The sequence below is a fragment of the Ruegeria atlantica genome (assembly GCF_013032005.1).
Classification (GTDB): domain Bacteria; phylum Pseudomonadota; class Alphaproteobacteria; order Rhodobacterales; family Rhodobacteraceae; genus Ruegeria; species Ruegeria atlantica_A.
Window position 1 is genome coordinate 1 of record NZ_WQBE01000017.1, and the last position, 14,421, is coordinate 14,421.

At 53.0% G+C, this 14,421-nt stretch carries 13 protein-coding genes; 3 read left to right on the forward strand and 10 right to left on the reverse strand.

Going from position 1 to position 14,421, the window contains the following annotated elements:
• Positions 1–132: 132 nt before the first annotated feature.
• The 10 genes from GOX21_RS20375 to GOX21_RS20420 form a co-directional block, all read right to left on the reverse strand.
• Positions 133–1,287 carry a Gfo/Idh/MocA family protein gene (locus tag GOX21_RS20375; RefSeq protein ID WP_217353059.1) on the reverse strand — a complete coding sequence of 385 codons (1,155 nt, stop codon included), beginning with the start codon at positions 1,285–1,287 and terminating at the stop codon, positions 133–135.
• Positions 1,287–2,342: a sugar phosphate isomerase/epimerase family protein gene (locus tag GOX21_RS20380; protein ID WP_170379740.1), complete on the reverse strand. Its 1,056-nt coding sequence runs from the start codon at positions 2,340–2,342 to the stop codon at positions 1,287–1,289. Before GOX21_RS20380 ends, GOX21_RS20375 begins: the two co-directional genes overlap by 1 nt.
• Before the next feature lie 27 nt (positions 2,343–2,369).
• A complete protein-coding gene (locus tag GOX21_RS20385; RefSeq protein ID WP_170379742.1) occupies positions 2,370–3,428 on the reverse strand; it encodes a LacI family DNA-binding transcriptional regulator in 1,059 nt (352 codons plus the stop codon).
• A gap of 7 nt (positions 3,429–3,435) precedes the next feature.
• Positions 3,436–5,058, reverse strand: coding sequence for a dihydroxyacetone kinase subunit DhaK (locus tag GOX21_RS20390; protein ID WP_170379744.1), 1,623 nt, complete (start codon positions 5,056–5,058; stop codon positions 3,436–3,438).
• Positions 5,059–5,069: 11 nt separating this feature from the next.
• On the reverse strand, positions 5,070–6,062 hold the full coding sequence (locus tag GOX21_RS20395; protein WP_170379747.1) for an ABC transporter ATP-binding protein: 993 nt from the start codon (positions 6,060–6,062) through the stop codon (positions 5,070–5,072).
• The gene (locus GOX21_RS20400; RefSeq protein ID WP_170379749.1) at positions 6,055–7,152 is read right to left on the reverse strand and encodes an ABC transporter ATP-binding protein; all 1,098 of its coding nucleotides are present in this window, start codon (positions 7,150–7,152) and stop codon (positions 6,055–6,057) included. Before GOX21_RS20400 ends, GOX21_RS20395 begins: the two co-directional genes overlap by 8 nt.
• A 2-nt stretch (positions 7,153–7,154) precedes the next feature.
• Entirely contained in the window at positions 7,155–7,343 is a 189-nt protein-coding gene (locus GOX21_RS20405; RefSeq protein WP_010442360.1) for a hypothetical protein, read from the reverse strand.
• Complete coding sequence (locus tag GOX21_RS20410; protein ID WP_170351995.1) at positions 7,340–8,278, reverse strand: carbohydrate ABC transporter permease; 939 nt, start codon at positions 8,276–8,278, stop codon at positions 7,340–7,342. The genes GOX21_RS20405 and GOX21_RS20410 overlap by 4 nt, the downstream gene beginning before the upstream one ends.
• A complete protein-coding gene (locus GOX21_RS20415; protein WP_170332156.1) occupies positions 8,275–9,222 on the reverse strand; it encodes a carbohydrate ABC transporter permease in 948 nt (315 codons plus the stop codon). Before GOX21_RS20415 ends, GOX21_RS20410 begins: the two co-directional genes overlap by 4 nt.
• A 79-nt stretch (positions 9,223–9,301) precedes the next feature.
• Positions 9,302–10,621 (reverse strand): ABC transporter substrate-binding protein, encoded by a 1,320-nt coding sequence (locus tag GOX21_RS20420; RefSeq protein ID WP_170351994.1) that lies wholly within the window; start codon positions 10,619–10,621, stop codon positions 9,302–9,304.
• 387 nt (positions 10,622–11,008) lie between these two features.
• On the opposite strand from GOX21_RS20420, the gene GOX21_RS20425 reads away from it, so the two are divergent.
• The 3 genes from GOX21_RS20425 (at position 11,009) to GOX21_RS20435 (ending at position 14,421) form a co-directional block, all read left to right on the forward strand.
• On the forward strand, positions 11,009–11,788 hold the full coding sequence (locus GOX21_RS20425) for an MOSC domain-containing protein (RefSeq protein ID WP_170379751.1): 780 nt from the start codon (positions 11,009–11,011) through the stop codon (positions 11,786–11,788).
• A 231-nt stretch (positions 11,789–12,019) separates the two neighbouring features.
• On the forward strand, positions 12,020–13,477 hold the full coding sequence (gene xylB, locus GOX21_RS20430; protein WP_170379753.1) for a xylulokinase: 1,458 nt from the start codon (positions 12,020–12,022) through the stop codon (positions 13,475–13,477).
• Positions 13,474–14,421: an aldose epimerase family protein gene (locus tag GOX21_RS20435; protein ID WP_170379755.1), complete on the forward strand. Its 948-nt coding sequence runs from the start codon at positions 13,474–13,476 to the stop codon at positions 14,419–14,421. The genes xylB and GOX21_RS20435 overlap by 4 nt, the downstream gene beginning before the upstream one ends.

Below are 14,421 nucleotides of genomic sequence, written 5' to 3' on the forward strand. Positions count from 1 at the left end.
ATTTTCGAACCGTGAATCACGCAGCCAAGCGGAAATCAATGGGTCCTGACCCTAGAGGTTGGGTGCGCTTCGGTTTTTGGCAGATAGCCGTGCTGCCTTCCAAGATTTCTGCCTTATGCCCACAATCAGATTTTAAGTTAAGCTGACCCAAGCCGCATTCCTTGAAGAGCTTTGCACGCATGCGGCCACAAATTTAACACCATTGAGTCCGTCATGAACCGTTGGATAAACAACCGACCCGTCAGGTGAAATCCCATTTCGGAAGGCTTGGATTGCCTCTGCGGCCTCTCCATAGATATTCGCGAACCCCTCAAGATATCCCTCTGGATGTCCCGGAGGAACTCTACTCAACCGATTGGCTGCGTCACCAGCACCAGCACCATTTCGGGTGATCAAACGCTTGGGTTCGTTGTATGGCGTAAACCAAAGATAATTGGGATCTTCCTGAGACCACTCAAACCCACCTTTTTCGCCATAGACGCGTAAACGAAGTGCGTTTTCATTGCCGGGGGCCACCTGAGACGACCACAGCATACCGCGCGCTCCACCTTCGAATCGAAGCAACACGTGCGCGTTGTCATCGACTTTGCGCCCCGGCACAAAGGCCTGCAAGTCCGCCGCCAAGCTTTCCGCCTTCAGCCCGGTTACAAAGCAAGCGAGGTTGTAAGCATGAGTCCCGATGTCACCGGTTGATCCACCCGCGCCCGAGCGTTCGGGATCGGTTCGCCACTCAGCCTGTTTGAAATCCTGCTGCTCGGTCAGCCAGTCCTGGGGGTATTCAACCTGAACCACGCGGATCTTGCCAATTTCTCCGGCAGCAACCATTTCACGTGCCTGCCGGACCATTGGATAGCCCGTATAGTTATGGGTCAGTATGAATAGGGCATTCGCGCTTTCCGCTGCTTTGACCAGCTTTTTTGCATCGGCAAGGGTCGAGGTGAGTGGCTTGTCACAAATTACGTGAATACCGCGTTTTAGGAACTCGCGCGCGGATGCATAGTGGACGTGATTTGGCGTGACAATTGAGACCGCCTCAATTCCGGATTTCAGTCGGGCTTCCCTTATCGCCATTTGTTTGAAGTCTTCATAGACCCGTTCGAGCCCCAACTCCTGACCACTTTCAAGAGATTTCTCTGGCGTCGAAGACAAAGCACCGGCAACCAATTCAAACTTGTCGTCCAGTCGCGCCGCTATTCGATGAACGCCGCCTATGAAGGCGTCGTTCCCGCCGCCAACCATGCCAAGTCGAATGCGGCCTGAGGTTTCTTCATTGCGTCCTGTGACCATCATTCAATCCCCAGCATTTTACGATTGGCTGCTTCGTCTGCGCCACCATCAGCGAAATCATCAAAGGCTTTCTCGGTAACACGGATAATGTGATCTGACACAAACTTAGCACCTTCGCGCGCTCCATCCTCGGGGTGTTTGAGGCAGCATTCCCATTCGACAACTGCCCAACTATCAAAGTCATTCGCTGCCATTTTTGAAAAGACCGCCCCGAAATCCACCTGGCCATCACCAAGCGACCGGAAGCGCCCGGCACGATCGACCCAGCTTTGATACCCGGAATAAACACCCTGCCGGCCGGTCGGGTTAAACTCGGCATCTTTGACATGGAACATCCGGATCCGATCTTTGTAGATGTCGATATTGTCCAGATAGTCGAGGCATTGCAGCACGTAGTGCGACGGGTCGTACAACATGCAAGCGCGTGGGTGATTGCCTGTCCGTTCAAGAAACATTTCGTACGTCACGCCGTCGTGGAGGTCCTCACCTGGGTGAATTTCGTAACAGACGTCAACGCCGCATTCCTCGGCGTGATCCAGTATTGGCACCCAACGACGAGCAAGCTCCTCGAATGCCGTTTCGATCAAGCCAGCAGGGCGCTGCGGCCAAGGATAGACATAGGGCCATGCCAATGCGCCTGAGAATGTCGCATGCGCTGTAATACCCAAGTTTTTCGAAGCAGATAGCGCTTTTTTAACTTGGTCTACCGCCCATTCTTGCCGGGCTTTCGGGTTTCCTCTGACGCTTTCGGCTGCAAAACCATCAAACGCGCTGTCATAGGCCGGGTGAACGGCCACAAGTTGGCCCTGAAGGTGGGTTGAAAGTTCAGTGACTTCGACGCCATTTTCCTTGGCTTTGCCTTTGAAGTCATCACAATAACTGGCGCTGGATGCGGCTTGTTCCAGGTCGAACAACCGGCCATCCCAACTAGGAACCTGAACGCCCTTGTATCCACAGTCAGCCGCCCATTTAGTGATCGCGTCCCACGAATTGAACGGCGCTTCGTCCCCCGCGAATTGCGCAAGAAACAAAGCTGGACCTTTGATTGTTTTCATAAAATTTCCTCCCCAAAACCTGAGCCTCTATGGCGGTAAATTTTCCTTCAGATAGATGTCGATACGGATACGTTCCTGTGCTTTGTTGAACGGAACCTTGTCCGAAGTTGCGCGCAATAGACGGACGGCAGAACGAACAATGTGCCCGGTATCTTGCGAGATTAAAGCGTCAAATGTGCCAAGCCTAAGCGCCTCACGACTGAGCGGAGTAAGCTCATGAGCTATGATCACCAGATCTTTGCTGAGTTTGTTCTCTGAAAGAAATTGAATCAGGCCCGCATTGCCCGCTGCTGACGAGTATATTCCAACCAGATCCGGATAGGTTTCAAAGATTTCGGGCATCATCCTGTAAATCAGATCCGGGTCATCCCGGCCCTCGACAGACGCTGCGACTTCCAGGTTCGGAAATTCCTCAGCCACAACAAGGTCAAAGCCTTGACGACGCTCCAGATGGTCACGCGCCAAACGAGATCCTGTAAGAACCAAGACCTTGCCTTCGCGATGGACAAATCTTCCCATTAGCTGAGCGGCGGTTCGTCCTGCCGAAACGTTATCAATTCCGACAAAGTGGTCTCGCTCAGAACTTGGCAAGTCAGACACCAAGGCAACAACCGGAACGCCTTTGTCCCTGAGCCTTTTTACAGCGTCGCGGACTGAAGGTGTTTCGGGCCCGAAAACGGCGACTCCGTCAACGTCCAAACTGTCGACAGCATCTAAAATGTTGACGATATCTTGCGGCTCGAACGGAGCGACGTTCTTTACTGCAATGCGCGTCCGTTGGATAAATTGGTCACGTGTTTGTTCAGCGATCTGACTGCTTATTGCCTCCACAAACTCGTTGTCCGTGTCTGGTAAAACAAAGAGGAAATTGTAGACGCGGTTTCGCGCCAGATTGGCTGCGGCGGTGTCGCGCACATACCCCAGCTGATCAATCGCCTTCTGTACTTTCTGTACAGTCACTGCTCGCACGCCGGGGCGCCTGTTCAAGACCCGATCAACGGTCGCCAGGCTGACACCCGCCACGCGAGCGATGTCATTAACGGTTGGCTTTTTCACCAATTCTATTTTTTGTTTTTGATCTTCCACGTGTTCTTCAGCCCTCAATCTCCCGTGCCAAGCCTTCAAACAACAAAGCAACAGCTTCAGCGCCGGGATCGTTATGTCCAACTAGGTTTTCTTCGGGAACATAGGCCGCGCGGCCCGCCTTCGCACGACGAATATTTGCGGTGTTGTTCGCGCCTTCGCGGGCAGCCTCCGCTGCATGCGTCAGACCAGATGGTAGTGCGGCAAGTGCAGGTGCCAGGGCGTCAATCATTGTCCTGTCACCGACCTTGGCACCCCCAACCTGACTGACGCGATTCAGTCCTTCGACCAGAGACTTCGGTACCGAAGCCCCGCTCGCACAGGCATCGCCAGCTGCGTTGAAGAAAATTGCGAGTATCACGCCGGAAGAACCACCCATTGTCTGGCTTAACTCATTACCTAATGCCGGAAACAGTTGCGTCAGATCAGCAAGCGGCATGCGGTCAAGGCTGTCTTGCAAGGCTCTTGCGGCCGTCGCCAATGTGCTTCCTGTATCGCCATCTCCGGATTTTGCGTCCAGCTCGTTCAGGTTCTTCTCTGCGTTGATGAGCAGTTCAGACAACCGGGTGATCGTTTCCCTTGTGGCGGGATTGTTCGAAGGAATTGGATCGATAGGAGTCAAACCATCAGGCAGAGGTGCGACTTTTATCGGGTCGATAGAATTGACGCCGGGCCAAGCCGCCAGGCCAACAGGCGCTTTTAGCGCCGATAAATCGTTCTGATCTACCGGCAGAATGGAAACAGAAAACCCATGCATATCCAGCGATGTCATCATTGGGGCCGGGCCTATGATGTGATGGGCAATACCAGTTTCGGAAAAGGCATGCGTGAGGACAGCCATTTCCAACGGCGTTGTAGAACCCAGGTTGTTGACCAACGCCACACAATCCCCGGACCCCACCCGTTGTTTCAGCTTCTCCACAACTGTGGACATGGCCGATACAGCATTTGAGAATTCGACTTGCTGTACACCGGGCTCGCCATGGATACCCAAGCCAAGCTCTGCTTTCCCGGGGGCGATCCTGTCTTCTTTCGGAGATCCCGGAACGGTACAGGTGTCCAGGCTCATACCGATGCTGACGACCTTGGCTATGGCGCGTCTTGCTGCGGCGGTGACGGTGTCCAGATCAGCACCACTTTCTGCAAGCGCTCCGGCTATTTTGTGCACGAACAACGTACCTGCCACGCCACGTGGTTGCGGAAGGTCGGGCAGTGCGATGTCATCATCAACGACGACCATCTCTACCTTGCGACCCAAAGCACGGGCGCGTTCAGCCGCTAGTCCAAAGTTCAGCCGGTCACCGGTGTAATTCTTGACGATCAGCAGGCACCCAGCTTCACCCGTGACCGCAAGAATGCCCGCCAAAACCGCTTCGACTGATGGGGATGCAAAGACTTCCCCGCAGACCGCGGCCGTAAGCATACCAGCACCAACAAAGCCCGCATGGGCGGGTTCGTGGCCAGACCCTCCACCAGAAACCAAGGCGACTTTGGACTTGTCCCAATCCGACCGGTAGACAACCTTGATATGCGGGTATCCGTCCAATCGGGTAAGTTGCCCTCCGGAGGAGGCTAGAAGACCATCAATGGCCTCTGTCACCAGGGTTTCTTTTGTGTTGAGGAACTGGGCCATGCTTTTGCTCCTTAATTCACTCGCGCGCCGGACGCGTCAAAATACAATGGGTTGTGTGGGCGGATTTTTATAGATTTTCCAGATGGATAGTCCTGATGGACATCAATCAAGGTCACAACCGGGTGACCGTTTAAGTCCAGGTGTAACCGCGTTTGATCCCCAAGATGTTCAGCGCGTATCACACGCGCTTCACTGCCTTCGCCTTCAATGATGTTTTCCGGGCGCAGGCCAATCTGCGGGCCTTTGTGATCGCCTCCGAACAATTCGGACGGCAAGATGTTGATCCGAGGCAGACCCAACCGGCTGGCTACGTAAACACTGCCAGGGTTTTCATAAATGTCCCGGGGTGTTCCGTACTGCACCAACCGGCCGTTTTCCAAAACCCCGACGTGCGTCGCCATTGTCATGGCTTCGACCTGATCATGGGTCACGTACAGCAAAGTCGATCCCAGATCTGCCTGAATTCTCTTCAGTTCTACCCGCAAATCCGCCCGTAGCTTGGCGTCTAGAGAGCTGAGCGGTTCGTCCATCAGAAATATCTGGGGGTCGCGCACAAGCGCCCGTCCAATTGAAACGCGCTGCATTTCACCGCCAGACAATTCAGTGGCTTTGTTGTCCATTTTGTGCGGGATCTGGAGGATCTCAGCGACTTCGTTTACCTTCCTCGTGATCTCATCCTCTGATGTTTTCAGGATCGGCGACCGCAGAGGGAAAGACAGGTTTTCCCGCACTGTCATATGCGGGTACAGCGAGTATTGCTGGAAGACCATTGCTACATCGCGCTGAGCAGGAGTGTCTATTCCAACGTCACGCCCGGCGATGCGCACTGTTCCTGAATCCAGTTTCTCAAGCCCTGAAATCAATCTCAGTGTCGTTGTTTTTCCCGCGCCAGTCGGACCCAACAACACCACAAAGGCACCGTTGGGGATCGTCATTGAGATATCATCCACCGCTGTGACGTTGCCGAATGACTTCGAGATGTTCTCCAAAACGACTTCAGCCATTGCTTAGTACCTCGTCGTTCAGAGCGGACCTCAACGCGCGCCCGGTAGATTTTTCAAACAAAGTTACTGCGGGGGAGCGGAACTCCAATCCCACTGTCTCACCGGGACTGACGACCTCGCGTGCATCAATACGGGCTTTCAGTTCTCCGTTCGGACTTTGCAATGTTACGATCTGGGTGGTTCCAAGGTATTCTGCGGCCAGAACCTTGGCCCTGTATTCGCTCGCATCCGACAGAAAAACATGTTCGGGGCGAACGCCAAAAACCAATTCACCTTCGGCCCCTTCCATCAGCTTGGGCACGGCTTCGTCATGGCCGTTCAGTCGGACCGTTTCCGAGCCGGGTTCGACCTTTCCCTGAAACGGCAGGAAGTTCATCGAAGGAGACCCGATAAAATCCGCCACAAACATCGTCGCCGGTTTGTCGTAGATTTCCTGAGGTGTGCCAAATTGCTCGATCACAGCATTATTCATCACCACGATCTTGTCGCCCATTTGCATGGCTTCCAGCTGATCATGCGTGACGTACACAGTGGTCGCCCCCATGCGATCATGAAGCGCACGCAACTCTTCGGCCATGTGTTCCCGAAACTCAGCATCCAAGGCACCAAGGGGCTCGTCCATCATGAACGCCTTGGGCTCTCGAACAATCGCGCGACCCAGCGCTACGCGCTGTCTATCGCCACCTGAAAGTCCACCCACTGGGCTATCGAGGATGTCGTTGATCCCCAGAATTCCCGCGACTTCCTCTACTTTGGCTTTGACAGCAGCACGCGGCATGCCCTGCGATATCAGGGGGTAGCTGATATTCTTGCGCACGTTCATGTGGGGATACAGCGCGAACATCTGGAACACGAAGGCAATGTCCCGTTCTGATGGCGGCCGCTGGCTGATCTCTTCACCGTCCAGATAGATTTCACCCGACGTTGGAAGCTCCAACCCTGCGATCATCCGCAGTGTCGTCGTCTTTCCGCAGCCAGATGGCCCGAGCAGCATGAAAAACTCACCATCCTCAATCGTGAACGAGCTTTCGCGGACAGCCGTGAAGTCGCCGAACATCTTCTTTACGTTTTTGACTACGATCTGGGCCATTTCTACTCCGGGAAATGGCTGACGATGATGAACATGACGGTTCCGATCAGCGTGACGATGAAAGAGTAGGTGAAGGCCCAAAGGACAAAGGGCTGCATCAGCATAAAGACACCCAGTGCGATAAGGATGGTTGCGACCATCTCCCATGGGCCGCGGCGGAGCCGCATCAATCCGGTTAGAAAGTCGCTCATTTGCGCACGGCTCCGAATGTGATCCCACGCAGCAAATGTTTGCGCATCAGGATGGTGAAAATCATGACGGGGATGAGGAAGATCGTTGCACCGGCCGCCACGGCAGGCCAGTCCAGACCGCCGATACCGATAATGGTCGGGATGAACGGTGGTGCAGTCTGTGCGTTCGCGGATGTCAGCAGCACGGCAAACGCGTACTCATTCCAGGCGAAGATCAGGCAAAAGATAGCTGTTGAGGCTATGCCGGTCGCGGCTTGCGGCAGCACCACTTTGTAGAATGCCTGAAACCTCGTGTAGCCATCTATGAGGGCGGCTTCTTCGTACTCTCTTGGGATTTCGTCGATGAACCCCTTCAGCAACCAGACCGCCAGGGAAATATTCACACCCGTATACAGCAGGATCATTCCCAGATGCGTGTCGCTCAGCCCAAGGTTTCTGAACATCAGGAAGATTGGGATGGCAACAGCGACCGGGGGCATCATCCTTGTACTGAGGATGAAGAACAGCAGGTCGTCCTTTAGTGGGACTTTGAACCTGCTGAACGCGTAGGCGGCCAGCGTGCCAAGAAAGATACTCAAGAACGTCGAGCCGAATCCGATGATAACTGAATTCATAAAGCGCTCACCGAATTTGGATGGTCCGACAATCACCATGTCGTATTGGCGCACGATCTCATCGGCCCAGTTCTGCGGTGGGTTCGCTTCCAGAAATTCCTGCGTCTGCCGCGTGCGTGTGGTGAAGAGATTGACGTAGCCTTCAAGCGTTGGGTCAAAGACAACCTTGGGCGGGTAGCTGATCGCATCGGCTGGAGACTTGAAGCCAGTTAGCAAAATCCAAACCAGCGGGATCATCGTGATCAGCGCGTAAGTAATAACCAAGAAGCCTGCGATCCACTTGGACCGGTTCGAAGGTTCAGTGACGGAAAAATTACTCATCTCTGTTTCACCTTGTTCAGGGCTTTGACGTAGATCGACGCAAGGCCGAACACGGTGACGAAAAGGATGATCGCATAGGCCGAGGCATAGCCCGTACGCCACTTTTCAAAAGCCTCCCGCTTGAGATTGATTGAAGTGAGTTCCGTAACAGAACCGGGCCCTCCACCGGTTAGCTGAACCACTAGGTCGAACATCTTGAAGTTCTCGATCCCTCTAAACAGCACGGCCAGCATCAGGAACGGCAACACCATCGGGATGGTGATCGTAAAGAACTGCCGCAGCTTACTGGCTCGGTCGATCTCAGCTGCCTCGTAGATGTAGTCGGGAATGCTGCGCAGACCGGCCAGACAGATCAGCATCACGAAGGGGGTCCACATCCAGGTGTCGACAATCACGATTGCCCACGGGGCCAACGTGACCGATCCCAGCATTTCAAAGCTCGATGGGTCCTTGCCGGTAAACCAGGACACGATGTAGTTAAACAGGCCGATTTGAGGTTGATACAGGAACTTCCAGAAGTTCCCGACGACTGCAGGAGACAGCATCATCGGCAGCACGATAATCGTGGTCCAAAGATCGTTGCCCTTAAATTTCTTGTTGATCAGCCATGCCAGAGTAAACCCGATCAGGACCTGGAAAAAAATTGTCCAGAACAGGAAATGCGCCGTCGCCTGCATATTCAGCCATGTGTCCGAGTCTGTCAGGATACGCTCGTAATTCCTGAGCCCGACATCTTTGACTTCACGCCCGATCCGGTTGGCCTTGTAGTTGGTAAAGCTTAGTTGGATGGTCCAGATCAACGGAAAGATGTTGATCGCCAGCAATAAGAAAATCGTTGGTGAGATGAATATCCAGGCGATCGCGCGGTCGGATAACCCTCGGATTTTTCGCGCAACTCGCTCGGGCGTTGCCTGCGCAACGCGATCTACGGTCCTGTCAGACATCTCTTTGCCAGTTCTTTTTGGTTTCGGACACACGGGTGAAGGTGGAGCGGGAGTGCACCCGCTCCTAGCTGCCTCCAGACTACAGCTTGCCTTCGTCTTCGAAGACTTCCGTCCAATCTTCGATCAGAAGATCTAGCGCTTCTTGAGCTGTGCCTTGGTCGGCAACCACGTAGTCGTGGATACGCTTCTGCATTGCCAGCAGCAGTTCCGCATAGGCGGGCTCTTGCCAGAAATCCTGAACTCCAGCCATTGCTTCCAGAAAGTCACCGGCAAACGGTTGGCTGTCTACGAAACCAGGATCTTCCAGAACCGAGTTATGTGCCGAATAGCCTCCAAGTTCCCACCATTTGGCCTGAACTTCCGGCTGTGCAAACCACTTAATGTACTCAAGTGCGGCGTCCTGTTTGTCAGAGTAGCTGACGACAGAAATACCTTGTCCGCCGAGTGTCGAGCCTGGCTGATTTTGTGGTGGGTTCACGAAGAAGTCGATCTTGTCACCACCTGTATTGGGATCGGCATATAGACCAGGGAAGAACGCAAACCAGTTCATAGCCATAGCGACCTGACCGGACTTAAATGCATCCAAGCTCTCACCCATGTAGGAGTTGGTATATCCAGGAGGCGTCGCCGTTTTGTAGAATTCTTTATAGAACTCCAGCGCCTCAACCGCTTCCGGTGAGTTTACTGCGCCTTCCATATCATATGAGCCCGGGGTGTTTTCGTATTTGAAGCCCCAAGGATACAGTGCTCCGGTCACACCCATGGTGATCCCTTCCGAGCCGCGCTCGGTAAAGATTGCTGCCCCATAGACGGTCTTGCCGTCGATCTCACGACCTTGGAAGAACTGCGCGATCTGCAATAGTTCTTTTTGAGACTCGGGCTCGCGTAAGTCCTGACCAGTTGCTTCTTTGTATGCGGCTTGAATTTCGGGGTTTTCGAACCAGTCCTTGCGATAGAACCAGCCATTTGCGTCACCCATCGCAGGCAGCGCGTAGTAATTTGGTGTACCCTTGGGCCAGGTTGAATAAGCGTAAACTGTGGCAGGTGCGAAGTCGTCCATGCTGATGCCTTCAGCGTCGAAAAAGTCGTTCAGTTGGACATAATGACCGTTTTCGGCGCCGCCGCCGATCCATTGGCTGTCACCAATCAGCAGGTCGCAGAGCTTACCTCCAGAGTTCAGTTCATTCAGCATCCGGTCCGCAAAATTTGGCCAGGGAACAAATTCGAAGTTCATCGAGTGGCCGGATTCTGCTTCAAATTCTTTTGATAGCTCAACAAGCGCGTTGGCCGGGTCCCATGCAGCCCAACAGAGTGTCAGATCTTCAGCATTTGCCTTGGTAGAAAGAGTAGTAGCGGCAAAGACTATTGCGCTGGCTGAGGCCAGTTTTGTGTAAGTCATCCATTCCTCCCTTTTTTGCGCCGTCAATCGAGGATGTGCGAATCGCGGCATACATCCAAGGCTATTTGAGGTACGCACCTCAAGTCCAGATATTTTTGAGGTTCGTACCTCAAGAGACCAGTAGAGATCGCAAATTTTGTTTCTTAGCTATTGATTCCTAGAGAAATTGTTCTTTGAACTTGATGCGCATGTATTTTTGGCAGCGAAGTATTGAATGGTCATATCGACTTAAATGGGCGCAGCCGTCATGCGGCCAACAGGTTCAGAGAACCCGCTTCTGAAGCGTTCAATGATTATTTGGTCGATACCTTTGAGAATTCGAGATAGCGTCAAACAGCGCGGACAACTCGGGACCGTGCATAACTCTTTTTGGTTAGGTGTTGACGTATGAGCAATCCCTCCATCGTCCGATTGAACCGCTACCCTATTAAAGGCTTGAGTTCCGAGCCTATGCGAACTGTGACGCTGCGAGCAGGAGAGGGCATTCCGGGCGATCGCCTGTTCGGATTTGCTCGCTACAACTCCGGTTTCGACATGCAGAACCCAATGCCACTGCCGAAAGATCGTTTTGTCGTTTTGTTGAACGAGGCTGCACTGGCAGGCATTCAGACCGGTTTTGAAATTGAATCTCAGGCACTTGAGATCAATGCGAACGGAAAGACACGACGCTTTGATATGCGAGAGTCTGAAGATCGGGAGAAGGCGGCAGAGTTTCTTTCTTCAGAGATCGACCTAAAAGATCCAGAGCTGCCAAAGTTTGTCTCTTCTACTCCTCATAGGTTTACAGATGTATCTGTCGTATCGCCGCAAATGATGAACGCGATATCCGTTTTGAATCTGGCCTCTGTGAAAAAGTTGGGCGAACAACTGAACGCAGAAATTCACCCGGCGCGCTTCCGAGCGAATATTGAGATAGACGGATTACCTTCGTTTGCTGAGCTGGATGCAGTTGGATCAGTTTTAAGATTTGGCCATGTCGAATTGAAGATACTCTCACGTACGAAAAGGTGTGCAGCAACTGAAGTGAACCCGAAAACGGCCGAGCGCGACTTAAAAGTACCCTACCTTATTCGGAAATTGATGGGCCATATGGATATGGGCGTCTATGTCGAAGTGGTTAATGGTGGAACGCTAACGGTCGGTCAAACTGGGGAAATATTCGTCTAAATCTTGCCTCTCGCCAAAGTGGCTTTTCTAAGAGGTTTGAGCCATGTTCGGGCAGACGATTAAACTCAACTCTTGCTCTGGTTTTCTTTTGGCTATCGGGGGTATCGAAGGACGTCGCGTTCGAGCGTTCTGATCCAGAAACGATTGGAAGGCACTCCTTTGACGGAGCCTTGACAAGATCTCTGTTTCAAATAATTTTAGTCATTAAAATATTTAGACAGGTGGTGCTCAATGTATCTGGGCTTAGATTTGGGAACGTCAGGTCTCCGCGGGATTCTGGTAGATGACTCAGGACACGTTGTCGGTGATGCCGAAGTCAGCATTTCCACCTCGACGCCCAAGCCTGGTTGGTCTGAGCAGGATCCTTTGGATTGGACCAACGCTTGCGACGAGGTTGTTGGGAAGCTTCGCGTCGGCAACCAGAAAGCATTCTCAAAATTGCGAGGTATTGGCCTAAGCGGACACATGCACGGCGCTACACTACTGGATTCTGATGGCGAAATATTGAGACCCTGTATTCTTTGGAACGATACACGGTCAGCTGATGAGGCGAGGATACTGGATCAATCGCCAGAGATGCGCGCAATATCGGGAAACATCGTATTCCCCGGGTTTACGGCGCCGAAACTCGAGTGGTTGCGCAGCCACGAGCCGGATGTGTTTTCAAAGGTAGACAAGGTACTGCTGCCGAAAGATTATTTGCGGTTTTGGCTTACTGGCGAATATATCTCGGACATGTCTGACAGCGCAGGAACATCCTGGCTGGACGTTGACACTCGGCAGTGGTCCGAAAGGGCGCTGGCCATAGGTCACATGCGTGTCGAGCAGATGCCGCGCTTGGTCGAAGGTAGTGATCCGGGTGGAGAGTTGAAGGTCCGTTTGAGGCAGGAGTGGGGGCTTTCGAATCCGGTTGTCGTGGCTGGAGGTGCTGGCGACAATGCTGCCGCAGCTTGCGGGATTGGGAGCATCAACGACGGCATCGGTTTTGTCTCACTCGGAACGTCTGGCGTGTTGCTTGTTGCGCGGGAAGCCTATGCTCCTGATCCGGAAACAGCCGTACACTGTTTTTGTCATGCGGTTCCTGATCGGTGGATACAAATGGGTGTCATGCTTTCAGCAACGAACAGCATGAACTGGCTTGCTCGCAATCTGGATGAACCCGTGGAAAGACTTGCTGCAGCTATGCCTGAAAAACTGAACGGACCTACAGCGACCACCTTCCTGCCATATCTGTCAGGAGAACGGACACCGCATAACAATAGCCATATTCGAGGCGCGTTTTTGGGCGTGGACATCTCGTCGGAACCCGCTGAGTTGACCCAGTCCGTAATGGAGGGTGTTTCTTTTGGGATGAGAGATTGCCTAGAAGCACTGAAGAGCACAGGAACCCAGCCAAATAGCCTTATTGCAGTAGGGGGAGGTGCACGATCTCGGTTCTGGCTGGAAACTTTGGCTACCGTTTTGCAAGTTCCGCTGGATTTGCCAAAAGGCAGCGAATTCGGTGCCGCAATGGGCGCTGCGCGCCTCGCGATATGTGCTGCTAACGATGCGGAACCAGCGCAAGTCATGACGCAGCCGGAAATTCAGGAACGCATCGAACCACACGGCGATCTGATTGACGCCTACGAAAACGAATACCGGAGATACAAGCAATTCTATCAGGCGCTTGCGCCGCTGGCAGTAAGATGAAACCAGAAACGGGTAAAGCCTCTGAGATTGAACCTGCTATTATCACGGACGGGGATATGCGTGTTTCGGTCCTGAACTATGGGGCTATCACGCAGGGTTGGTGGTACAAGGACGTCCCTCTCATCCTTGGGTTCGAGGACCCAAATGAGTATCTCGCCGATACGCGTTACCTGGGCGCAATTGTTGGGCGCGTAGCCAACCGGATCAGTGGCGCGACGTTTGAATTGGATGGTGCCAGTTTTGAACTGAACGCCAATGAGGGCAAAAACACCCTGCATGGCGGCGACGATGGGCTGTCTAAACAGTTCTGGGAATTCGAACAGATTGCACAGAATGAGGCCCTGTTGAGTTACGTTTCTCGCGATGGGGAGAGCGGCTTTCCAGGGGAAATCAGGTTCGAGGTCAGGATCTGCCTACAGGGTTCACGCTTGGTCTATTCAGTAGCTGCACAACCTGACCGGCCGACGCCGATAAGCATTGCGCAACACAACTACTACACTTTGGGTGCCGCAGAAGGCGTAGACCAGCATACGCTTAAACTAAATTCAAATCGGTATCTGGACATCGACGATCAGGGTATTCCGTCGGGCAGAGTGCTTGCGACCAACAAAAACGGGTTGGATTTTTCAACGCCCAATATGATTGGAAGTGTGCCTGATGGGATTGATCACTATTTCTGCTTTGATCATGATCGCGGCCCAAAGGCTCCAGTGGCGGAACTCACTTCACCCTCTGGCACTGCGTTGACAGTCTACTCTGACCAGCCCGGAGCACAGGTTTATTCGGGCTATGAGCTGAAAAAACCGCGGCGCACTTCGCGTGGTGTGTGTATCGAGCCATCGGGTTATCCCAACGCACCGAATATCTCTTCGTTTCCCTCAATAATCTATACTCCGGAGAACCCGTATCGGCAGGAACTTATTCTAGAAGTTTCTAAGGAATGA

Bases quoted from the DNA above. Each gene is read 5' to 3' on its own strand.
- GOX21_RS20395 (WP_170379747.1), bottom strand. From the start codon at position 6,062: ATGGCTGAAGTCGTTTTGGAGAACATCTCGAAGTCATTCGGCAACGTC.
- GOX21_RS20390 (WP_170379744.1), bottom strand. From the start codon at position 5,058: ATGGCCCAGTTCCTCAACACAAAAGAAACCCTGGTGACAGAGGCCATT.
- GOX21_RS20425 (WP_170379751.1), top strand. From the start codon at position 11,009: ATGAGCAATCCCTCCATCGTCCGATTGAACCGCTACCCTATTAAAGGC.
- xylB (WP_170379753.1), top strand. From the start codon at position 12,020: ATGTATCTGGGCTTAGATTTGGGAACGTCAGGTCTCCGCGGGATTCTG.
- GOX21_RS20405 (WP_010442360.1), bottom strand. From the start codon at position 7,343: ATGAGCGACTTTCTAACCGGATTGATGCGGCTCCGCCGCGGCCCATGG.
- GOX21_RS20380 (WP_170379740.1), bottom strand. From the start codon at position 2,342: ATGAAAACAATCAAAGGTCCAGCTTTGTTTCTTGCGCAATTCGCGGGG.
- GOX21_RS20400 (WP_170379749.1), bottom strand. From the start codon at position 7,152: ATGGCCCAGATCGTAGTCAAAAACGTAAAGAAGATGTTCGGCGACTTC.
- GOX21_RS20415 (WP_170332156.1), bottom strand. From the start codon at position 9,222: ATGTCTGACAGGACCGTAGATCGCGTTGCGCAGGCAACGCCCGAGCGA.
- GOX21_RS20435 (WP_170379755.1), top strand. From the start codon at position 13,474: ATGAAACCAGAAACGGGTAAAGCCTCTGAGATTGAACCTGCTATTATC.
- GOX21_RS20420 (WP_170351994.1), bottom strand. From the start codon at position 10,621: ATGACTTACACAAAACTGGCCTCAGCCAGCGCAATAGTCTTTGCCGCT.
- GOX21_RS20375 (WP_217353059.1), bottom strand. From the start codon at position 1,287: ATGGTCACAGGACGCAATGAAGAAACCTCAGGCCGCATTCGACTTGGC.
- GOX21_RS20410 (WP_170351995.1), bottom strand. From the start codon at position 8,278: ATGAGTAATTTTTCCGTCACTGAACCTTCGAACCGGTCCAAGTGGATC.